General features: G+C 59.0%; 18 protein-coding genes, 1 tRNA gene, 2 rRNA genes and 1 pseudogene (1 of these 22 running past the window's edge). 10 read left to right on the top strand and 12 right to left on the bottom strand.

The features are described 5' to 3' along the window. From ACSMDR_RS19430 to ACSMDR_RS19420, 3 genes are all read left to right on the top strand, one after another. Nucleotides 1-1,859: ribosomal RNA gene (locus ACSMDR_RS19430) — 23S ribosomal RNA — on the top strand; it begins 1,031 nt to the left of the window's first position. Between the two features lie 123 nt (nucleotides 1,860-1,982). Continuing rightward, nucleotides 1,983-2,097, top strand: a 5S ribosomal RNA gene (gene rrf / locus ACSMDR_RS19425). A 97-nt stretch (nucleotides 2,098-2,194) separates the two neighbouring features. Further along, nucleotides 2,195-2,271: transfer RNA gene (locus ACSMDR_RS19420), tRNA-Asp, on the top strand. 108 nt (nucleotides 2,272-2,379) lie between these two features. Here ACSMDR_RS19420 and ACSMDR_RS19415 read toward each other — a convergent pair. The 9 genes and pseudogenes from ACSMDR_RS19415 to ACSMDR_RS19375 form a co-directional block, all read right to left on the bottom strand. Further along, a complete protein-coding gene (locus ACSMDR_RS19415) occupies nucleotides 2,380-2,493 on the bottom strand; it encodes an IS3 family transposase (protein WP_436469399.1) in 114 nt (37 codons plus the stop codon). A 104-nt stretch (nucleotides 2,494-2,597) separates the two neighbouring features. Next, nucleotides 2,598-2,888, bottom strand: a pseudogene (locus ACSMDR_RS19410) (DDE-type integrase/transposase/recombinase); the annotation flags it as partial. Continuing rightward, the gene (locus tag ACSMDR_RS19405; RefSeq protein WP_436469398.1) at nucleotides 2,872-3,204 is read right to left on the bottom strand and encodes an IS3 family transposase; all 333 of its coding nucleotides are present in this window, start codon (nucleotides 3,202-3,204) and stop codon (nucleotides 2,872-2,874) included. The gene ACSMDR_RS19405 and the pseudogene ACSMDR_RS19410, both read right to left, overlap by 17 nt. 60 nt (nucleotides 3,205-3,264) lie before the next feature. Continuing rightward, nucleotides 3,265-3,486, bottom strand: a complete 222-nt coding sequence (locus tag ACSMDR_RS19400; RefSeq protein WP_436469397.1) for a transposase — start codon at nucleotides 3,484-3,486, stop codon at nucleotides 3,265-3,267. Nucleotides 3,487-4,543: 1,057 nt separating this feature from the next. Further along, nucleotides 4,544-5,524 carry a helix-turn-helix transcriptional regulator gene (locus ACSMDR_RS19395; RefSeq protein WP_436469396.1) on the bottom strand — a complete coding sequence of 327 codons (981 nt, stop codon included), beginning with the start codon at nucleotides 5,522-5,524 and terminating at the stop codon, nucleotides 4,544-4,546. A 306-nt stretch (nucleotides 5,525-5,830) separates the two neighbouring features. Continuing rightward, entirely contained in the window at nucleotides 5,831-6,217 is a 387-nt protein-coding gene (locus ACSMDR_RS19390) for a SirB2 family protein (RefSeq protein WP_005895769.1), read from the bottom strand. Continuing rightward, entirely contained in the window at nucleotides 6,214-8,070 is a 1,857-nt protein-coding gene (locus ACSMDR_RS19385) for a monovalent cation:proton antiporter-2 (CPA2) family protein (RefSeq protein WP_436469395.1), read from the bottom strand. Before ACSMDR_RS19385 ends, ACSMDR_RS19390 begins: the two co-directional genes overlap by 4 nt. After that, nucleotides 8,070-8,666 carry a glutathione-regulated potassium-efflux system oxidoreductase KefF gene (gene kefF, locus ACSMDR_RS19380; RefSeq protein WP_005895764.1) on the bottom strand — a complete coding sequence of 199 codons (597 nt, stop codon included), beginning with the start codon at nucleotides 8,664-8,666 and terminating at the stop codon, nucleotides 8,070-8,072. The genes ACSMDR_RS19385 and kefF overlap by 1 nt, the downstream gene beginning before the upstream one ends. A gap of 39 nt (nucleotides 8,667-8,705) precedes the next feature. After that, entirely contained in the window at nucleotides 8,706-9,548 is an 843-nt protein-coding gene (locus ACSMDR_RS19375) for a LysR family transcriptional regulator (RefSeq protein ID WP_436469394.1), read from the bottom strand. A gap of 125 nt (nucleotides 9,549-9,673) precedes the next feature. On the opposite strand from ACSMDR_RS19375, the gene ACSMDR_RS19370 reads away from it, so the two are divergent. The 6 genes from ACSMDR_RS19370 (at nucleotide 9,674) to ACSMDR_RS19345 (ending at nucleotide 17,837) form a co-directional block, all read left to right on the top strand. Further along, entirely contained in the window at nucleotides 9,674-10,396 is a 723-nt protein-coding gene (locus ACSMDR_RS19370; RefSeq protein WP_005895759.1) for an SDR family oxidoreductase, read from the top strand. A 183-nt stretch (nucleotides 10,397-10,579) separates the two neighbouring features. Continuing rightward, on the top strand, nucleotides 10,580-10,903 hold the full coding sequence (locus tag ACSMDR_RS19365) for a hypothetical protein (RefSeq protein WP_436469393.1): 324 nt from the start codon (nucleotides 10,580-10,582) through the stop codon (nucleotides 10,901-10,903). 67 nt (nucleotides 10,904-10,970) lie between these two features. Further along, the gene (locus ACSMDR_RS19360) at nucleotides 10,971-11,414 is read left to right on the top strand and encodes a DUF411 domain-containing protein (protein WP_005895753.1); all 444 of its coding nucleotides are present in this window, start codon (nucleotides 10,971-10,973) and stop codon (nucleotides 11,412-11,414) included. A 203-nt stretch (nucleotides 11,415-11,617) separates the two neighbouring features. Then, nucleotides 11,618-13,783, top strand: a complete 2,166-nt coding sequence (locus ACSMDR_RS19355; protein WP_436469392.1) for a S9 family peptidase — start codon at nucleotides 11,618-11,620, stop codon at nucleotides 13,781-13,783. 407 nt (nucleotides 13,784-14,190) lie between these two features. Beyond that, entirely contained in the window at nucleotides 14,191-15,162 is a 972-nt protein-coding gene (locus tag ACSMDR_RS19350; RefSeq protein ID WP_005895749.1) for a TAXI family TRAP transporter solute-binding subunit, read from the top strand. A 122-nt stretch (nucleotides 15,163-15,284) separates the two neighbouring features. After that, entirely contained in the window at nucleotides 15,285-17,837 is a 2,553-nt protein-coding gene (locus ACSMDR_RS19345; protein ID WP_436469391.1) for a TRAP transporter permease, read from the top strand. 272 nt (nucleotides 17,838-18,109) lie between these two features. Here ACSMDR_RS19345 and ACSMDR_RS19340 read toward each other — a convergent pair whose 3' ends face one another. Continuing rightward, nucleotides 18,110-18,250, bottom strand: a complete 141-nt coding sequence (locus tag ACSMDR_RS19340; RefSeq protein WP_005895741.1) for a hypothetical protein — start codon at nucleotides 18,248-18,250, stop codon at nucleotides 18,110-18,112. A gap of 192 nt (nucleotides 18,251-18,442) precedes the next feature. Here ACSMDR_RS19340 and ACSMDR_RS19335 point away from each other — a divergent pair, with 192 nt between their 5' ends. Then, nucleotides 18,443-19,069, top strand: coding sequence for a lysoplasmalogenase (locus ACSMDR_RS19335; protein ID WP_436469390.1), 627 nt, complete (start codon nucleotides 18,443-18,445; stop codon nucleotides 19,067-19,069). Between the two features lie 59 nt (nucleotides 19,070-19,128). Here the strand turns inward: ACSMDR_RS19335 and ACSMDR_RS19330 are convergent, their stop codons facing one another. After that, nucleotides 19,129-20,685 carry a DHA2 family efflux MFS transporter permease subunit gene (locus ACSMDR_RS19330; RefSeq protein WP_436469389.1) on the bottom strand — a complete coding sequence of 519 codons (1,557 nt, stop codon included), beginning with the start codon at nucleotides 20,683-20,685 and terminating at the stop codon, nucleotides 19,129-19,131. Next, complete coding sequence (locus ACSMDR_RS19325) at nucleotides 20,685-21,746, bottom strand: HlyD family secretion protein (protein ID WP_436469388.1); 1,062 nt, start codon at nucleotides 21,744-21,746, stop codon at nucleotides 20,685-20,687. Before ACSMDR_RS19325 ends, ACSMDR_RS19330 begins: the two co-directional genes overlap by 1 nt. Nucleotides 21,747-21,766: the final 20 nt, after the last annotated feature.

The following is a 21,766-nucleotide window of genomic DNA, read 5'->3' as shown; positions in this document are numbered from 1 at the left end:
TCAGACAGCTAGGATGTTGGCTTAGAAGCAGCCATCATTTAAAGAAAGCGTAATAGCTCACTAGTCGAGTCGGCCTGCGCGGAAGATGTAACGGGGCTCAAACCAGGCACCGAAGCCGCGGATTCACACTTATGTGTGAGTGGTAGGGGAGCGTTCTGTAAGTCTGCGAAGGTGTATCGAGAGGTATGCTGGAGATATCAGAAGTGCGAATGCTGACGTAAGTAACGATAAAGGGGGTGAAAAGCCTCCTCGCCGGAAGACCAAGGGTTCCTGTCCAACGTTAATCGGGGCAGGGTGAGTCGACCCCTAAGGTGAGGCCGAAAGGCGTAATCGATGGGAAGCAGGTTAATATTCCTGCACGACTTGTAATTGCGATGGGGGGACGGAGAAGGCTAGGTGGGCCAGGCGACGGTTGTCCTGGTGAAAGTGCGTAGGCGGTATCTCTAGGCAAATCCGGAGATGCAACGCTGAGACACGAGACGAAGCCACTACGGTGGTGAAGCCATTGATGCCATGCTTCCAGGAAAAGCCTCTAAGCTTCAGATTACAAGTCATCGTACCCCAAACCGACACAGGTGGTCGGGTAGAGAATACCAAGGCGCTTGAGAGAACTCGGGTGAAGGAACTAGGCAAAATAGAACCGTAACTTCGGGAGAAGGTTCGCTCTTGACAGTGAAATCCCTTGCGGATGGAGCAGTTGGGAGTCGCAGTGACCAGATGGCTGGGACTGTTTATCAAAAACACAGCACTCTGCAAACACGAAAGTGGACGTATAGGGTGTGACACCTGCCCGGTGCCGGAAGGTTAATTGATGGGGTTAGCGCAAGCGAAGCTCTTGATCGAAGCCCCGGTAAACGGCGGCCGTAACTATAACGGTCCTAAGGTAGCGAAATTCCTTGTCGGGTAAGTTCCGACCTGCACGAATGGTGTAACCATGGCCATGCTGTCTCCACCCGAGACTCAGTGAAATCGAATTCGCCGTGAAGATGCGGTGTACCCGCGGCTAGACGGAAAGACCCCGTGAACCTTTACTACAGCTTGGCACTGAACATTGAACCTACATGTGTAGGATAGGTGGGAGGCTTTGAAGCGATGACGCCAGTTGTCGTGGAGCCGTCCTTGAAATACCACCCTTGTATGTTTGATGTTCTAACGCAGGGCCCTGAATCGGGCTCGCGGACAGTGCCTGGTGGGTAGTTTGACTGGGGCGGTCTCCTCCCAAAGAGTAACGGAGGAGCACGAAGGTTGGCTAATCCTGGTCGGACATCAGGAGGTTAGTGCAATGGCATAAGCCAGCTTAACTGCGAGACGGACAGGTCGAGCAGGTACGAAAGTAGGTCATAGTGATCCGGTGGTTCTGAATGGAAGGGCCATCGCTCAACGGATAAAAGGTACTCCGGGGATAACAGGCTGATACCGCCCAAGAGTTCATATCGACGGCGGTGTTTGGCACCTCGATGTCGGCTCATCACATCCTGGGGCTGAAGTCGGTCCCAAGGGTATGGCTGTTCGCCATTTAAAGTGGTACGCGAGCTGGGTTCAGAACGTCGTGAGACAGTTCGGTCCCTATCTGCCGTGGGCGTTGGATGATTGAAGGGAGTTGCTCCTAGTACGAGAGGACCGGAGTGAACGAACCTCTGGTGTTCGGGTTGTCACGCCAGTGGCACTGCCCGGTAGCTAAGTTCGGAATCGATAACCGCTGAAAGCATCTAAGCGGGAAGCGAGCCCTGAGATGAGTCATCCCTGACCCCTTGAGGGTCCTAAAGGGCCGTTGGAGACCACAACGTTGATAGGTGGGGTGTGTAAGCGCGGCGACGTGTTGAGCTAACCCATACTAATTACCCGTGAGGCTTAACCATACAACACCCAAGAAGTGTTCTGGGCCTTGTAGCAAGTGCATGAACTACTTACAAATTCAGTGGTAATGACAAGCAACTAGCGAAGTCGTTATTCACGTCAGCTTTCCGAGATTGAAGTTTTTGCCTGGCGGCCATAGCGCCGTGGACCCACCTGATCCCATGCCGAACTCAGAAGTGAAACGCGGTAGCGCCGATGGTAGTGTGGCATTCGCCATGCGAGAGTAGGACACTGCCAGGCTCCTAATTAGACAATGATGTGTCGTTCACATCATTGGCCGAGAGGATGACACCTCGATGAAACGGCAGAAGATTTAGCATAGCGCTAGCCAAATTGCGGAGCGGTAGTTCAGTTGGTTAGAATACCGGCCTGTCACGCCGGGGGTCGCGGGTTCGAGTCCCGTCCGCTCCGCCACTAAATAGAGAAGGCCTTCCCATTCGGGAAGGCCTTTTTGCTTTTTGCGCTCATAAGCCACGATGGGCAGTATCAGGGCAGTTCTACATAGTCTGCGTCCCGGTTTCTCTAGACACTTTTGAGCCGTTCGAAACATTGCTTTTCACACTCTACTGGCGATAGCCCGATGTTGAAACTGTGTCGGCGCTTGGGGTTGTAAAGCATTTCAATGTAATCGAACACATCCTGCCGGGCTTCCTCACGATCCACATAGGTTTTGCGATGGATACGCTCTGTTTTAGGGACCGTAAGGAACTCTCAGCCACCGCGTTATCATGGTAATTGCCGCGCCAGCTCATGTTGGTCTTGAGCCGGTGTTCCCGCAAAAAATCCTGCCAGTCATAGCTGCTAAACTGACTCCCTTGGTCAGAATGCACCAGCACTTCTTGTGCGGGCCGCAGTCGCCACACCGCCATCAGTAACGCACTGATGGCCAGCTCTCGGTCGAACCGTGGCCCCATTGACCAGCCAATGACGTGACGTGAGAACAAATCCAATACCGCAACCAGATAGAGCCATCCTTCATGGGGGCGAATATAGGTGATGTCAGTTACCCAGACCTTATTGGGCTCGGTCACATCGAACTGACGTTCCAAATGATTCGGGGCAACCACCGTAATGGCCTGGGCAGTGACGATAACAGGTTTGTGAACCTAAACCTTCATGACGCATTAATCGCGCCACCCGGTGTTTCCCACAGGTCTCGCCCATCTCTCGCAGGGCATCCCGGATCTTGCGATAACCATAGGCGCCCCGCTTTCTAGCCAGTATTGCTTGATCTGGCCCAGGAGGCGTTGGTCCTCCTGAACGCGGGTAGATAAAGGTTGTGGCTGCCAGGCGTGATAATCGCTCAGGTAGACAGGCAACATCCGGCACAGTCTGCGGATGGAACATGTGGACGCGTGCTCCCGGATGAAGGCGTACCTTACCCTGACAGCTGTACGCTACGGCCTTTTAAAATATCTCTCTCATCGGTGGCGCGGCGTATCTCGGCTTGCTGGCTGTGGACTCATGCTGCTGCACTTTGGGCTGGCTGTAGCGCCTGATCCAGACGTAAAGAGTGTGGCTTGAAACACCAAGTCGCTTGGCGACTTCTGCCACTGGGTTATTGCGTTCAGTCACCTGCTTGACGGCTGCTAGCTTGAATTCTTCCGTGTAACGTTGCTGCTTGCTCATACACCTTTTGAATGACCTCAGTTTGAGGCTTTTGGGGGGTCTAGGAAAGTAGAGGGCAACCGGGGCCAGGTGTTACATCCGAGATCCCAGGATCTTGTGGCCATTTACCCGGAGTCATGAAAAGGGAAATGTGGCGATCCAAGCTGTCGGTAGTGATTCTTTGAGCTATGCAGGCGCTACAGGAGGGGGGAGATGATGTTATGAAGCGCGCCAATATAAGAAAAGGGGACGGCTGAGCCGTCCCCTTAAGTCGTGTCGTCCAGTCCTTGAACTGCAAATGCTCCCTGCATTCCCTGACTGTATCCAAATCCGTTGGATTTCCCCTTCCCAATCCATTGGGGTGTCCATATGTCATCCTGACCCAGCAACCTATCCTGATTGCTGCACTGTCTCCATCCTGGAGGTGTCCATTACCACATCCTGTGGTGTTCCTGCGTCGTCCTGACAGATAACCATCCTGATTATCTCGCCTTCATCCTGAAGCTCGTCCTACCACATCCTGTGGTGATCCTAGGTCATCCAGACCAATAACCATCCGGGTTATGCATCTCCGTCCTGGAGGTGTCCATAACCACATCCTGTGGTGTTCCTGACCGTCCTGGCGGATAACCTCCTGGCTATCCAACCTCATCCTGAGGTGTCCTGTGGCTAGTCCTTTATTCTTGTGGGCATGCATCCTGTAGATGCCCGCGCCGTCCTTGTGAGATAGATAATAAGGGATAACGGCGAGGTCACAAGAGGGGCTGAGGGAGCAAGCGGAAGAAAACGATTTTACATTGTGGCTAAAATTAATTTTTATTGATAATAATCAGTATCTTATTTGGTTTCCCTTGTAATTGTCGGCAGTTGCTGACGGTCTAACCTACGGCATGAAACAGCCCGCTCTTACAGTGCCTATGGGCGATCTCTTACAAGGGGAAAATGGGGGCGTTTTGGTTTCAAGAGGAACTTAAAATATGCTGTCTAAAATCAAATAATATTGAATACTCGTGCTTAATATTTCATCGATTTTATTGTGTATATCTGGAAAAGCCGGGCTTAGCCCGGCTTTTCATTATCAGTTGGCCCGACTGGTTGGGTAGGCCTTGCGAAGGGATTCCGGTGCCAATACTTCCAGATTGCCTTCCATGTTGTTGAGCCAGTTGCGGAACTCCGGGGTGTCCTGTACTTCGGTCTCAACCACCACGCTGCGCTTGTCATAGCGGGTCATGCGCGGGTTGTGGCCCGGGATTTGACCATCAGTCAGTGTGGCACTGTTGGCATCTATGCGGCCAACGAAGCGGATAGGGCCACTGACATCTTGGTAAGCCTGCTCGCGGATCAGTTTCTGGACGTTGAAGTCCTTGGGCTGGGTCGCGCTGAAATTGGTCAGCTCCACATCCTTGATATGGTCGAACGGTATGCCATACACCTTGGGGTCAAGCTCGGACAGGGTGCAGAGCAGTGTCGGGCCATCGGCCTGGTTCAAGATACCGAGCGGATTGATGCGGTCATAGCAGAGCCACACGGTACGCTCTTTGATGACGCGCTGGATCTCGGCGCTGAACTTGCGGCCTCGCCAGAGGGCATCACGGATCAAGGTGCTGCGGCGTATTTCAGGGTTGCCGGCAAACGGACGCGGCGATTGATGCACACTCTCGAGCCAACGTTCGGCCAGTTCGCTCTGGCTGTCGCGGATCACCTGGCTGGCCTTGTCGACTAGCGGATTCAGTTCTGTCAACACGCTCGCGGGCAGCAGATGGCTGGCCTGATCGCTCCAAGTCTTGAGTGCGACGGCGAGGGAGAGTGGCATGATGTTGGCAAAGTCATTGAGGCCGTGGCGCTCGAAGCACCAGCCATGGGGTTTGCTGCGCTCGTCCGAGGTGAGGTCAAACAGCCCCATGCCAGACATCTCTTCCAGATCCCGTTGCACGGTCCGCAGACTGACGTGTATGCCTTCTTCTTCCAGCTTAACTTGCAGCTGGCTGGCGGTCAGTTTGTAAGGGCGGTGCGGGATGCAACGCGCCAAGGTCAGTTGTCGTAACAGCTTCTTGCTCATGGTGCTTGCCTTCACTGGATTAGCGTTGAGTGTATCCTAGCCAGTAGTTGCGACAGTCTATGTCGCAAGTTTTGCTGCGACAAGTGTCGCCATTTTCATACAGCTACAGTTAAGCTATTGATAAATAATGGCTATTGGATCTTAACTTGTTGTTGTTTCGCTAAAATTAGTTTGCTGAAGGAGAGCAAGGATTGCTCTTGGGAGGCGATTGCGCTTTGTGATTGCGGGACAGGGGAGCGGAATGACAAACAGGAGGGCTGAGTTGATGGGATATGAAAAGGGGAGGCAGCAGCCTCCCCTTGTAGGTCATGCGAACCAGGCCCAGGGGGATTTGCTGATGGCGACCCCTATGATGTAGTTGAACACCAACAGGGCAGCGATGCCCGCGATCACCTTCTGTTTGCGGTCGGGGCGTTTGAGCGCCATGGCACCCAGGCCGATATAGACCACCAGGGCGATGAGCTTGGCCAGCAGCCAGGGTTGTGAACCCGGGTTCATCTGCAGGGTGACGGCCAGCACCACGCCTGCGAGCAGCAGCAGGGTATCGTTGACGTGGGGCAGTATCTTGAGCCAGCGTTGCTGCAAGCGAGGGCTTCCGTTGATGGCCAGGGCCCAACGGTAGATAAACAGCAGGATACTGACGATGGCGAACGTCATGTGCAGGTGTTTGAGCAGAGGGTAATAGGCAATCATCTTGCTTCCTTGTCTTGGTTGGGGAGGCCGCTATCCCAGTTATGGGCATGAACATGGTCCGGTCCCAGCTGATCGTCTCGCAACAGATCAGAGAGTATGTCCCGGTACTGCAGGCTCTTGTTGATATAGGTGTGCTCGTCGTCCAGATAACTGATCTGCTCGCGCAGCAGCCAGTTGTCATGGCGCTTGAACATCTGCCCGGCACGCCAGGCATGATTGGCACGGAATCCCAGGTTGGTGAGGGCTTCCACGCCAAGATCCACCGCCGACCCTAGAGTTTCACGAAACACCCCGTCGACCCCGTGGCGCAATATGTTGTGGGCGTGTGGTCTGTCCTGGGCCCGCGCCAATATCTTAAGGTGCGGGAAGTGCTTCTTCACCATCTCGATGACAGTGAGTGAGGTGACAGGGTCATTGATGGAGAGCACCAGCAGTCTGGCCTTGTGCGCGCCGGCGGCGTGCAGCAGATCGATGCGGCTGGCATCGCCATAGAATACCTGATAACCGAACTTGCGCAGCGTCTCTATCTGGCTGGCATCCTGCTCCAAGATGGTGGTGCCTATGCCGTGACCGTGCAAAAGACGCCCCACTATCTGACCGAAGCGGCCAAAACCGGCGATGATGACGGGATTGTCCAGGGCCTGGGGTTGCTCGTGCTCAGGGGCTTCCGGCCGGCTGCGATAGTCAAACCAGGGCTGGATCACTCTGTCGTTGAGGATCAGCAGCAGGGGGGTCAACGCCATGGAGAGCGCTACCACTAGGGTCAACAGGGCGATCATCTCCTCGGGCAGGACCCGGTTTTGACTGGCGAAGGAGAAGAGCACGAAGGCAAACTCCCCGCCCTGGGCCAGGGCGAGGGAGAAGGTCCAGCGCTGGCTTGGCGACACTCGCAATACCAGGCCAATCGCCATCAACACCAGCCACTTGAGCGCCATCAGACCGATCACCAGGGCCGGGATCAGTATAGGGTGCTCGGCGAACAGGCCGAAGTTGATGCCGGCCCCCACCGACATGAAGAAGAGGCCGAGCAGCAGCCCCTTGAAGGGGTCTATGTCCGCTTCCAGTTCGTGGCGATACTCGCTGTCGGCCAGCACCACCCCGGCCAGAAAGGAGCCCAGGGCGGGGGAGAGCCCCACCGACTCCATCAAGACGGCGATGCCGATCACCAGCAACAGCGCCGCCGCGACGAAGATCTCCCGCATGTGTGACTGGGCGATGGCACGAAACACGGGGCGCATCAGGTAGCGACCGCCAAATATGATGCCCGCGATGGCGGCGGCAACCAGCAGGCCATGCTGCCAGCCCGCCAGCTCACTCTGATCGCTCTGGGCGACCGGGGCCATGGCCAGCAGGGGCAACAGCGCCAGTATGGGTATCACGGCGATGTCCTGGAACAGGAGCACGGCAAAGGCGGAGCGACCGCTCTCGCTCTGCATCTGTTTGCGCTCCTGCAGGCTCTGCAGCACGATGGCGGTGGAGGAGAGGGCCAGGATCAGCCCTATGGCCACCCCCTGTTGCCAGGGCAGACCGATGAGGACGGCGACCCCGGCCAGGGCGGCGGTCGACAGCGCCACCTGCAGGCCGCCTGTGCCCAGTATGGGTCCCTTGAGCTGCCAGAGCAGCGCCGGTTTTAGTTCGAGGCCGACCAGAAACAGCATCAGCACCACGCCGAATTCGGCGAAGTGCATCACGTCCTGACGTTCCCCGACCAGGCCGAGCAGGAAAGGCCCTATCACTATCCCCGCCAGCAGATAGCCGAGCACAGAACCCAACCCCCAGCGCTTGGCCAGGGGCACGGCGATGACCGCCGCCGAGAGGTAGATGAAGGCGTCGAACAAGATGCCGTGTCCCATCAGATAACCTCCAGCAGATCGCGCAGATAGGCGACCCCATCCAGCTGAGTCGGGCTGAGCCGTTCATCACGCAAGGCGAGCAGCAGCTGGCGATATTCATGACCACAGCGGCGCAGCGCCTCGGGATCATTGAGTTTGTGGAAAGAGTGCAGCACGAAGGGCGGCAGCCACTGCATGCCGCACAGTCGGGCCGTCTGGCTGAAGGGGCGCAGAAAGTCGAGCAGCGGGCTGTTGTTGTAACCAGCCTGGCAATAGGACTCGGGGGCTCCCCCCGTGGTGATGGCACTCAACCACTGTTTGCCTTCCAGACCATTGGCCTGGGGCCCATAGGCATAGCCGTACTCGAGCACCAGATCCAGCCACTCCTTCATGATGGCGGGGCAGGAGTACCAGTAGAGCGGATGCTGGAAGACGATGATGTCGTGCTCCCCGAGCAGGGCCTGTTCGCGTTTCACGTCGATAAACAAGTCGGGGTAGTGCTGATAGAGGTCGTGAATGGTCACCCCCTCCAGATCAGAGATGGCTTGCAGCAACTCACGGTTGGCCTTGGAGCGCTGCAGGGCGGGGTGAGAGAAGATCACCAGAATGCGTTTCATAGAGTCATGACCTGGGGCATGGAGTTAGGTGGAAACTTATCAAGAAGCGGGCCTTGCGGCCAGTTCGGGGATCAATGCGACCAGAGCTGGGCTCAGGGTCTGGCGTGCCGGATAGCAGAGCCCTATGCGGCGAAACATCCTCGGCCCGGCGAGGGGCACGCAGCGCAGGGCCGGTTCATCCTCAACCAACCCATCGGGCAGAAAACTGATGCCGACACCCGCCAGCACCAGGGCCATCACCAGCCCCTTGCTCTGCGCCTTGGCCACCAGATTGAGGGTGAGCCGGTCGCAGGCGAGCAGGCCCAGGGTCTGCTGATGGGCTTCGCAGGGGGGACACTCGATGAAATCCTGATCCTGCAGCTCATGGAGTTCGACCTGCTCGCGCCGGGCGAAGGGGTGAGCTGCGGGCACGCACAAGACATAGTCCTCCTCCCAGAGCGGCAGAAAGATCTCGTCTTCCCGGCGCAGCACATCCAGGGTCAAGCGGCAGTCGGCCGGTGTTTCATGGTCTGACAGGGTCAAATCCAGGGAGGGAAGATGCTGTTGTATCCGCTGCAACAGCGCGGCGAGGCGGCGCTTGCTCAGATCCGGCATCACGGCGAGGTTGAGGCGGGCCCGGCTCGCCTTCTGGCGAAACAGCTCGGGCAGGCGACGCGCTTCCTCGACCAGCTTGACCGCATGGGGATAGAGATAGTGGGCCGCAGGCAGAGCCTCTACCCCCTTCTTGCCGCGCAGGAACAGATTGTCCCCCAGGCTCTCTTCCAGCTGACGCAGACCGGCGGAGAGGGAAGGTTGGCTGACATGACAGCGTTCGGCAGCGGCCGTGATGTTCTTCTGTTCATAGATGGCGATGAAAAAGCGCAGCAGTCTCAAATCCAGCATGGCGTTACCATAGTTATTTCAGATGATAACCAGCGGAAATCTATATTTATCGCTGATAGATGGCGCGACTATAGTGAATGAACTTGGTGCTGACCAGCCCCTTTCATCCGCAATAAGGAACTCCCATGTCCAAACCCCTCGTCGTCGTGACCGGTGCCTCCGCAGGCATAGGTGCCGCCATTGCCCGCGCCTTCTCGGCGGCGGGTCACCCCCTGCTGCTGCTGGCTCGTCGGGTTGAACCCATGGTGGCACTCGGTTTGCCAGACAGCCTCTGTCTGCCCCTCGATGTGACCGATACCGCAGCGTTTCGGGCAGCCATCGACCAGGCCGAGGCGCGTTTCGGCCCGGTCGGTTGCCTGGTCAACAATGCCGGCGTCATGCTGCTTGGCCAAGCCGATGTGCAGGATCCCGCCGAGTGGCAGCAGATGCTCAACATCAACGTGATGGGGGTGCTCAACGGCGTGCATGCGGTGTTGGCGGGGATGAAGGCGCGGCGCAGCGGCACCATCATCAACATCAGCTCCATCGCCGGGCGCAAGACCTTCCCCAATCATGCCGCTTACTGTGCCACCAAGTTTGCGGTGCATGCCCTGACCGAGAACATCCGTGAAGAGGTGGCCGACCTCGGGGTGCGTCTGGTGACCATAGCGCCGGGGGCGGTGGAGACCGAGCTGCTCAGCCATACCACGGATGAACAGATCAAGGCCGGATATCATGGCTGGAAGGAGAGCATGGGGGGCGTCATCGCCCCCGAGGTAATCGCCGAGGCCGTGCTCTATGCCTGGCGCCAGCCAGCCAGCGTCTGCGTGCGCGAGATAGTGCTGGCCGCTACCCGTCAGCCAAGCTGAGTGGTGCCGAGGTGCGGGGATCTGCCGATGGTCCGGGTCAGACCCTGGTGGCGGGGTCATCGCTCGCATCCAGCGCTGATCGGCCGGCAAGCTGATCCGGATCAAGGGTTGCCCTGCAGGCACCCTTGACCTTACCCCTGGGGGGCAGGTTAGCATGGGCCATTATTTTCACAGAGCTGCCCCATGCTACTGACCCCTCGCCAATTAGACAATGCACGCCGCTGGCTGCCCCTCTGGGGTCTGCTGCTGGTGCTGATGTCGTTTGGCAGCCGGGCTGCGGCGGATCTCTGTACCCTGACGCCCCATTGCAGCGAAGCCGAGCGTACCCTGGAAAAGGCCATGCCCTGCGGCAGCTTCACCACAGTGCTGGCCATGAGCCTGGTCAGCAGCGACAGCCTGACCCTGGCCGAGCAGAGCCCGGCAGACCCTGAATTCATTGCTCCCTCCCTCTATGTGCCCCAGCCGCCGCTGGAGCGACTCGAGCGCCCGCCTCGCACCACGATCTGATGATAATGAACCCCTGCCGGGGTCCTTCGTATCAATGTCCATTGAAGCAATATCAGTCGAGGTAGTTATGTCTATACGCAAGATCCCAGCCCTGTGGCTGGCCCTGGTGGCGGGCGTCACCAGCCTGTCAGCTCTGGCCGCCGAGCCGATGACGGTCTACAAATCCCAGTATTGCGGCTGCTGCGAGCAGTGGATAAAGCACATGCAGGACAATGGGTTCGAGCTCAAGGTGGTCAACACCGAGCAGCTCGAACCCATCAAGCAGCAGCATGGCGTGACGCCGCAGCTGGCCTCCTGCCATACCGCCCTGGTGGGTGGTTATGTGGTGGAAGGCCATGTGCCCGCCGCCGACGTGCAGCGCATGCTGGATAAGAAACCGGCCATCCGCGGGTTGACTATCCCTGGTATGCCACAGAGTGCCCCCGGCATGGATATCCCGGGTCAGCCCTATCAGGTGTTGGCCATCGACGAGGCGGGTCAGACCGCGCTCTGGGCCAGCTACCCGGGCTAATGGGTCCGGGTGAGGACTTTCCCCATGTGAGGCACACCTGAGCGAATCTTGCCTCACCCAGGACCTGGATCAGGCCGTTCTCTTCACAGAACGGCCTTTTTCATGGGTGCCCCTTGCAACCGGGCGCCACAAGGGGCAGATTGATGACCGATTAAGGGGGCGTCAGTCCCCCGTGTTAACCCTTAAATCGCAAAGGATGCGACATGTTCAGCCTTTCTCGCTGCCTCCTGTTGCTGTCTGCGCTGGCCGCAGGCACAGCTTCATATGCCAATGATGAGTCCCCCATGCCGATGACAGACGTGCCGATGACAGATGCCGCCCCCCAGCCGCCGATGGCGGCCAAACACCCCAAGATCCTCAAGAAGCATGGGCAGAGCCGCACGGACAACTACTATTGGTTGCGCGATGATGAGCGCAAGGATCCGGCGGTGCTGGCCTATCTCAATGCCGAGAACGCCTACACGGCGGCGCGGCTAGCGCCAAGTACCCCACTGCGGGCCCAGCTCTACAAGGAGATGGTGGCGCGCATTCCCCAGCAGGATACCTCTGTCCCCTACGTCAAGAATGGCTATCGCTATCAGACTCGTTATGAGCCAGGCAAGGAGTATGGCATCTATGCTCGCCAGTCGGTTGAGCAGGGGGTGATGGTGACCCTGCTCGACAGCAACCAGCGGGCCGAGGGACATGACTTCTACGAGCTGGGTGCGCTGGAAGTGAGCCAGGACAATCGCTGGCTGGCGGTGGCGGAGGATTACCTCTCCCGTCGTCAGTATCAGGTGCAGTTTCTCGATTTGAACAATGGCCAGTGGGCCAGCGACAAGCTGGAAAACACCTCGGGCAACATCGTCTGGGCCGCGGACAACAAGACCCTGTTCTATGTGCGCAAGCACCCGCAGACCCTGCTGCCCTATCAGGTGTATCGCCATGTGCTCGGCTCGGATCCTGCCAAGGATCAGCTGGTCTATGAGGAGAAGGATGACACCTTCTATGTCAGCATAGGGGCCACCACCTCGGAAGATTTCATCGTCATCTCCCTCTCCAGCACCACCACGGACGAGGCCTGGCTCATCGATGCTGCCAATCCGCAGCAGGCGCCGCGCCTCTTCCTCAAGCGCCAGCCGGATCACGAATACAGCCTGGATCACTACCGGGGTCGCTTCTATGTGCGATCCAACAAGGACGGCAAGAACTTCGGCCTCTACGAGACCAAGGAGAGTCCGGTCGATCGCTGGCGCCCCGTGGTCGCGCCGCAAGCGGACGTACTGCTCGAAGGGTATGCCCTGTTCAAGCAGTGGTTGGTGGTCGAGGAGCGCAGCCAGGGGTTGACCCGGTTGCGTCAGATCAACTGGCAGAGCGGTGAGCAGCAGGAGATCAGCTTCGACGATCCCGCCTATGTCACCGGTCTCTCTTACAACCCTGAGCCGGACACCGAGCTGCTGCGCTACGGTTACAGCTCCATGACCACGCCGACCTCCACCTTTGAGCTCAACATGGCAAACGGCAAGCGTACCCTGCTCAAGCAGCAGGCGGTGGCGGGCTTCAAGGCCGAGCGTTACAAGAGTGAGCGGCTCTGGGTCACGGCCCGGGACGGGGTCAAGGTGCCTGTCTCTCTGGTCTATCGCAAGGATCTGTTCAAAGGGGGCAAGACCCCCTTGCTGGTCTACGGCTACGGCTCCTATGGCGCCAGCATGGATCCCGACTTCAGTTCGGCGCGGCTCTCTTTGCTGGATCGCGGCTTCGTCTACGCCATCGCCCACGTGCGCGGTGGCGAGGAGTTGGGTCGCCAGTGGTACGAGGATGGCAAGCTGCTCAACAAGCAGAACAGCTTCCACGACTTTATCGATGTCACCAAGGCGCTGGTGGAGCAGGGCTATGGTGCCAAGGATCAGGTCTACGCCATGGGGGGCAGTGCAGGCGGCCTGCTGATGGGGGCCGTCATCAACCAGGCCCCCGATCTCTATCATGGCGTCGTGGCCCAGGTGCCTTTCGTCGATGTGGTGACCACCATGCTCGATGAATCCATCCCGCTCACCACCGGGGAGTATGACGAGTGGGGCAATCCCAACAAGAAACGTTATTACGACTACATGCTCGACTACAGCCCCTACGATCAGGTCAAGGCCCAGGCCTATCCCAACCTGCTGGTTACCACGGGTCTGCACGACTCCCAGGTGCAGTACTGGGAGCCGGCCAAGTGGGTGGCCAAGTTGCGTGAGCTGAAGACGGATGACAACGAGTTGCTGCTCCACACCGACATGGAGGCGGGTCATGGTGGAAAATCCGGTCGCTTCAAGGCCTATGAGGACATAGCCCTGGAGTTTGCCTTCCTGCTGCAACTGTCTCAGCCGGAAACAGTCAAGCCGGGTTGACCGATAGCCAGTCGCGGCCTTATTTGGTCAGGCCGCGACAGTTGTTAATTTTTATGACTCATGGGAATCCCTTTGTCGCGACTGAGCGAGAGAATAGGATGACACATGTCATAAATTGCGCTATTTCTAGCGCCATTTTTGCACTCCTGTTTGATTTATGTTGACGGTGTGTGGTTAAAATCTGAGTGCGTTATTTTTGATTTGCTTGATAAAACAGGTAAATCGTCTTCGGTCGGCAGGATGCTGGCGTCTATTCGCAGGGTTGCGACAATCTTGGTGCTGCCATCTCTGGCAGGCGCCATTTCCTAATCGGGGTCGAGACGGACCAGCCTGGTGCTGAGGGCCGCTCCTTTGATTTCACCCGGGAGTCGGGTGATGTAAAAACCAATGAAAAAAGGATGGAAAACATGAAAGGATTATCCTTGGCGTGCGCCATGTCCGCAGTGCTGGCTGCCGCCTCTTTCGGTGGTGCCGTGCAGGCGCAAGAGCGTTTCGTGACCATAGGCACCGGCGGTCAGACCGGTGTCTACTATGTGGCGGGCCAGTCTATCTGCCGCTTCCTGAACCGCGGCGCCGCCGAGCACAACATCAAGTGCAACGCCCCGGCCAGCGGCGGCGGTGTCGCTAACGTCAACGGTATTCGCAGCGGTGAGTTCAACTTCGGCATCATGCAGTCTGATCACCAGTACAAGGCGATGAAAGGTCTGCCCCCCTTCCAGGCCGAAGGTGCCATGGATGACATCCGCGCCGTCTTCTCCCTGCAGAGCGAAGTGTTCACCATTCTCGCCCGTCGTGATGCCAAGATTGCCAGCTTCGACGATCTGAAAGGCAAGCGCGTCAACATCGGCAACCCGGGCTCTGGCCAGCGTGACACCATGGAAGAGATCATGGCCGTCAAGGGCTGGGACAAGTCTGCCTTCAGCCTGGTTTCCGAGCTGAAACCGGCCGAGCAAGCCTCTGCCCTCGGCGATAACAACATCGACGCCATGAGCTACTTCGTGGGCCACCCGAACGGTGCCATCCAGGAAGCGACCACCACGACCGATGCCGTGCTGGTGCCGGTGACCGGCGCAGAGATCGACAAGCTGTTGGCCGAGAAGAGCTACTACACCAAGGCCGAGATCCCCGGTGGTCTCTACAAGGGCAACGACAAGCCGACCCCGTCCATCGGTGGCAAGGCCGTGCTCTCTACCAGTGCCAAGGCCGATCCTGAAGTGGTCTACCAGCTGGTCAAGTCCGTGTTTGACAACCTGGATCGCTTCAAGCGCCTGCACCCGGCCTTTGCCGACCTGAACGAGAAGGACATGATCAAGGTTGGTCTGTCTGCCCCGCTGCATGAAGGCGCCGTTCGCTATTACAAAGAGCGTGGCTGGCTGTAATTGCGTTTGATTAGGGACCCTGCCGGGTCACTGTAGTTGTACATCGACACTCGTCAGCGCCTGGTTTGCCAGCGGGCTGACGAGTGTTGCTCTTGTTGTAACCCTTGGCAAAAACACACCCTATGCAAGAAAAACAACTCTCTACCGAAGAACTCATCGCCCAGGACGTAGGGGCTCGTCTGCCCATAGGTCCTATGGGTTGGCTTATCACTACCCTGGCCCTAGCCTGGTCGCTGTTCCAGCTCTGGATAGCGTCCCCACTGCCTTTTCTGGTTGGCTTCGGCGTCCTGAACGACACCGAGACCCGTGCCATCCACCTGACATTTGCACTGCTGCTGGCCTATCTGGTGTTCCCGGCTTTTCGCAGCTCGCCCAGAGACAATGTGCCGGTCGCCGACATCGTGCTTGGCATCATTGCCGCCTGCGCCGCCTCTTACCTGTTTGTGATGTATCAGGACTTGGCCCAGCGTCCCGGTAATCTCACCACGGCAGACCTGATCACCGCCTGTATCGGTATTCCGCTCTTGCTGGAAGCCGCGCGCCGCGCCCTGGGTCCGGCCCTGGCCGTGATTGCGCTGGTTTTCCTGATTTACAGCTTGGCCGGTCCCTATATGCCGGGCTTGCTTGCCCACCGCGGGGTCAGTTTCACCGCCCTGGCCAACCACCAGTGGATCACCACCGAGGGGGTGTTTGGTATCGCCCTGGGTGTCTCCACCAGTTTCGTCTTCCTGTTCGTGCTGTTCGGTGCCCTGCTCGAGCGGGCCGGCGCCGGTCACTACTTTATCCAGCTCGCCTTCAGCATGCTCGGCCACCTGCGCGGCGGCCCCGCCAAGGCGGCGGTTGTCGCCTCTGGCCTGACCGGGCTCATCTCCGGCTCTTCTATCGCCAACGTGGTTACCACGGGCACCTTCACTATTCCCATGATGAAGCGAGTCGGCTTCAGTGCGGAGAAGGCGGGGGCCGTGGAGGTCGCTTCCTCGGTCAATGGCCAGATCATGCCGCCCGTGATGGGGGCAGCGGCCTTCCTCATGGTCGAATATGTGGGCATTCCCTATGTGGAGATCATCAAGCATGCCTTTCTGCCGGCGGCCATCTCCTATATAGCGCTGCTCTACATTGTGCATCTGGAGGCGCTCAAGCTGGGCATGGAGCCCATAGGCGGCCAGCAGCCCAAGACCTGGTTGCGTCGTCTGACCGGTTTTGCCTTCGGCGCTTTCCTGATCAGCGGCCTCTCTCTGGCGGTTTACTATGGCTTGGGCTGGCTCAAACCTGCCTTGGGTGACTATGCCCTCGAGGGGGTCAGCCTGTTGCTGGCGCTGGTCTATGTGGGGCTGCTCAAAATTGCCGCCAGCAATGAACCTCTGCCAGCCGAAGATCCGGACAAACCACTGACCGAACTGCCCCAGACCCGCGCCGTGCTGCTCTCCGGGCTGCACTTCCTGCTGCCCGTGGTGGTGCTGGTGTGGTGTCTGATGATAGAGCGACTCTCTCCGGGTCTGTCCGCCTTCTGGGGCACCGTCATGCTGGTGATCATACTGCTCACCCAGCGGCCGCTGCTCAACTGGCTGCGCACCGATGGCAAGCATGATTACGGCACTCTCAATGATGGAGTCGTGGATCTGCGCGAAGGTCTGATCGCCGGTGCCCGCAACATGATTGGCATCGGCATCGCGACGGCGACGGCTGGCATCATAGTGGGTGCCGTCTCCCAGACCGGGGTTGGCCTGGTATTGGCGGATCTGGTGGAAGTGCTCTCCATGGGCAACCTGCTGCTGATGCTGATCCTGACCGCCGTGCTGAGTCTGATACTCGGCATGGGGCTGCCGACCACGGCCAACTACATCGTGGTCTCCAGCCTGCTGGCACCCGTGGTGGTGACCCTTGGTCAGCAGAACGGCCTGATAGTGCCGCTCATCGCGGTCCATCTGTTTGTGTTTTATTTCGGCATCATGGCAGACGTGACGCCGCCGGTGGGACTGGCTTCGTTTGCAGCGGCCGCCGTCTCCAAGGGCGATCCCATCAAGACCGGGATCACGGCGTTTTACTACAGCTTGCGCACCGCGGCGCTGCCCTTCCTGTTCATCTTCAACACGGATCTGCTGCTGATCGATGTCGACTTCGCCCATGGCGTCTTGATCTTCGTGGTGGCGACTATCGCCATGCTGATCTTCGCGGCGGCGACCCAGGGTTATTTCCTGGTCAGAAGCCGCTGGTATGAGAGCCTGGCGTTGTTGCTGGTGGCCTTCACCCTGTTCCGCCCCGGTTTCTGGATGGACATGGTGCATAACCCCTACCGCGACACGCCCCCGGCACAGCTGACCCAGACTCTGGGGGAAGTGGCGGCCGAGAGCACGTTGCGGCTGCGTATCGCCGGGGAAGATGCCGTCGGCAAACACAGAGAGTACAGCCTGCTGCTGGGAGTGCCGCAGGGCGCCACCGGCGCAGAGCGCCTGGAGGCCCTGGGGCTGAGCCTGTATGAGCAGGATGGCAAGACACTGATCGACAATGTGGCCTTCGGCAGTCCGGCGGCCGATGCCAATCTGCAGTTCGACCAGCAGATCGTTGCCGTCAGTGCCCCGACCGAAGGCTGGCGCAAGGAGCTGATGTGGCTGCCTGGTTTCCTGCTGTTTGGCCTGGTGGTGATGCTGCAGCGCAGACGGCAAAAGGCCGCCTGAGCAAGGCAGCAACTCCCGTCATGATAACGGCGCTTCGGCGCCGTTTTTTTATGGGGAAATGCGCCTGGCCTATTGCGGGAATGGGAGGGATGGCAAATAGGGGGCAGCCTGTACATTCATGGCTGCGGGCTATGTGGCAGGGAGAGCGTGATCTGTCGGCGTGAGCGAGAGGACGAGCAGGGGCATATCGGGTGAGGCGTCAAAAAAGAGAAGGCGCCCGCAGGCGCCTTATCGGATTCATGTTCCGGGCTCTCCAGGACAGGGCAGGAACATCAGTCCTGCAGCTCCCGGCTCTGCATTGAGCTCAGGGTCTGCTGCTCGGTCAGGGTCAGGCCGAGCTGCTCACAGGCTTGCTCGAAGCTGATGCCGAGGTGACACATCATGATATCGATGGCGGGCATGTAATTTTTCATTGGCTCTTCCATGGGGTTCCTCCAGAAACACCCTTATGCCCTATTGATGGGGGGAAGGGCAATTAGACTTTAGGCGTAGCCAGCTCATTCGCGTCTCACCCCTGCCCCCGAGAGCCGGAATTTGCTACCCTGACGCGGCACTGGGTCTTCACTTCGCCAGGCAAGCATCGTCATGGGGAAGGGGTATCCGGCATGTGGTTGAGTGTATTGATCATCGCGTCCGCCTGGTGGCATATCAAGGCTGCCTACGGCACTGATACCCGCCAGTTCTACCTGAGCAAGCCGTTGACCATGCTGCTGATCGTTGCTTTGGCGTTCGGTTATCACGGGGACGATCACAATGGTTCCCACGCCTGGATCCTGCTCGGGCTCTGTCTTTCCCTGCTTGGCGACATCATGCTGATGTTGCCGGTCGATCGTTTCTTGCAGGGACTGGCGGCATTTCTTGTCGCACACCTCTGTTATATCGTCGGGTTGGCCCAAGGACCGCTGGTGCTCAACCTGGTAGATGGCTTGCTGTTGATCCTGGTGGCCGGTGTCTACTTCGGCCTGCTGCGCCCTCACCTGGGGGCGATGCGCTGGCCTGTGCTCTGCTACACCCTGATGATGATAGGGCTGGTCTGGGTCGCCGCCGCCGCCTGGCGTGCCTCTCTCACCGCGGGCAGTGCCGCCGCCTTGGTCGGCGCGCTCTTGTTCCTCTGTTCCGATGCCTTGCTGGCCTTCAACCGCTTTCGTCGCCCCTTCCCCCATGCCAGTGCCTGGGTGATGAGCAGCTATTTTGCCGCGCAGTTTCTGATAGCCGCCTCTCTGGCGAGTTAAGTCAGCCATCCACGCATTATCACGGCGCATAGCGAAGGGGCCCCAGGGCCCCTTTGCCGTCAATGCGCTTCCAGCGGTTCGGCGTCGCTCGCCCTGGGGGCGGGGGATTTGAGGAAGAGGACGAGAGCGCTTGCGACCAGCAGGAAGATGCCCATCACGTAGAACACCTTGTTGTAGGCCATGATGGCGGCATCCCGCTCTATGGTGCCTGCCAGTCTGGCCTGGGCCTGCTGATAGGCGATGGCGGGATCGCTGCCCTGGGCCAGCATGCTGTTGGCCAGGTTCATCAGATAGGCTTGCCCCTCTATGCTGCTGGCGGCCAGGGTGCTGCTGATCTGGCTGACATGGACGCGGGTATCGTTGTCGAGCAGGGTGGCGATGATGGCGATCCCGAAGGCGCCTCCCAGATTGCGCAGCACATTGAGCAGGGTGGAAGAGGAGGGGATCTCGTCTTGCGTCAGGCTGGCGGTGGCGATCAGGGAGAGTGGCACCATGACGAACGGCTGGCCCAGGGCCCGCACTATCAAGGACTGGATCAGCTGGGGGCCGGCGTAGTCGGCGCTCATGTTGACGTTCATGAAGCAGCTCAGACCGAAGATGAGAAACCCAAAACTCACCAGATAACGCGGATCTATCTTCTGGATGAGCCTGGGCACCAGGGGCAGCACCAGTAGCTGGGGCAGTCCCATCCACATCAGCACCTCGCCAATCTCCAGGGCGTTGTAGTTGTGGATCTGGGCCATGTAGAGCGGCAGCACATAGATGGATCCCATCAGCGCCATGCCCAGCACCAGATACGCGAAACAGGCCAGGGCGAAGCGGGGGTTGTGCAACAGCCGCAGGTTGACCAGAGGATGGCGGCGCAGCAGCTGGCTGATGACGAAGAAGATCAGCGCGACCCCCGAGATCAGGGTGAGCTTGACGATGAAGCTGGAGCCGAACCAGTCCTCCCTGTTGCCCTCTTCCAGCACCACTTCCAGCAGGCCCAGCCCGACGGCCATGGTCACTATGCCCACCAGATCGACCTGGCGCATGATGGTCCAGTCGATGGGCTTCCTGTCCAGACCATGGGCCAGCATGGCCATCACCAGCAAACCGGGCGGCACGTTGAGGTAGAAGATGTAATGCCAGGAGAGCTGTTCGGTCAGCCAGCCGCCCAGGGTCGGGCCTATGGCGGGGGCGAAGGTGGCGCAGAGGCCAAACAGCGCCATGCCGGTGGCCCGCTTGTGCAGGGGGAGCAGACTGATGATCAGCGAGAAGGCCATGGGAATGAGGGCGCCGCCGGTGAAACCCTGCATGGCGCGAAACACTATCATGCTGGTCAGGTTCCAGCTGAACGAGCAGAGCACGGAGGAGAAGATGAAGGCCCCGGTGGTCCACAGCAGATAGCGGCGCACGCTCAGGCCACGGCTGAGCCAGCCACTGAGGGGGATGGCTATCATCTCCGCCACCAGATAGGAGGTGGAGATCCAGGAGCTCTCGCTCAGGGTGGCCGACAGTGCCCCCTGAATGTCCTTGAGGGAGGCATTGGTGATCTGGATATCGAGGATGGCCATGAAGGCGCCGATGAGCCCCCCCATGACGGCTATCCAGTTGCGACGTGGTACGGCTTCCATCAATGGGCGGCCAGCTGGGACTCGGTGTCACCGGTGCTGCGGGTATCCACTATCACCTCGGTGGAGAGACCAGGCAGCAGCTTGCCTGCCAAGGCACCCGGCGCCGGGATGCGGATCTTGACCGGCACCCGCTGCACTATCTTGGTGAAGTTACCCGTGGCGTTTTCCGGCGGCAGCAGGGCGAATTTGGCCCCGGTGGCCGGGGAGAGGCTGTCGATGATCCCCTCGACCGGCTGGTCCGGATAGGCATCGAGGATCAGTTCCACCTTCTGGCCAGGCACCATGTTGGCGAGCTGGGTCTCTTTGAAGTTGGCTTCTACCCAGACTCCGCTCAGGGGCACCAGGCTGGCTATCTGCATGCCGGACTGAACATAGAGCCCCTCGCGCAGACTGCGTTTGCCGATGACCCCATCGGCGGGTGCCTTGAGCTCGGTGTAACTCAGATTCAACTTGGCCTTGGCGAGCTGGGCCAGGCTGAGGTCGATCAGCGCCTGCCTCTGATCACGCTCGGAGGTGAGTACGGCCAGACGATCCCGTGCCGCTTGCACCCCGGCTTCGGCATCCTGCTGCTGGGCCTGGCTGACCTGCAAGTTGGCCCGCACTTCATCCAGATTGTCCTGGGAGCTGTAGTGAGCCGTGTTGAGCCGACCAATTCGGCTGACCTGTTGCCGGGCACGCACCACCTCGGCCCTGGACTCGCTTACCTTGGCTTCGGCCTGGCGGATCACGCTGTGCTGCTGGATGAGGTTGGCTTCCAGATTGGCGGCATCCGCCCGGTTCAGGGCGACATTGGCCTCGGCCTCGGCTAACTGGGCACGGTACTCCCTGTCATCGAGACGGGCGATCAACTGGCCCGCCTTGACGGTCTGGTTGTCGGTGACCAGGACCTTGCTGATGTAGCCGGGCAGCTTGGTGGCAATGCCCGTCATCTCGCTCTGCAGATAGGCGTTGTCGGTGCGCTCGAAGTGGCGGCCGTAACCGTACCAATAGAGGGCGAACAGCAGACCAAGGAGCAGCAGCACCATGGCGACCAGCAGGGGGATCTTCTTTTGTTGACTCATGAGGTGGATTCCTGAACTTA

This window comes from Aeromonas molluscorum (genome assembly GCF_051376105.1).
GTDB classification, from domain to species: domain Bacteria; phylum Pseudomonadota; class Gammaproteobacteria; order Enterobacterales; family Aeromonadaceae; genus Aeromonas; species Aeromonas molluscorum.
This window is presented reverse-complemented; position numbering and strand designations above follow the sequence as displayed.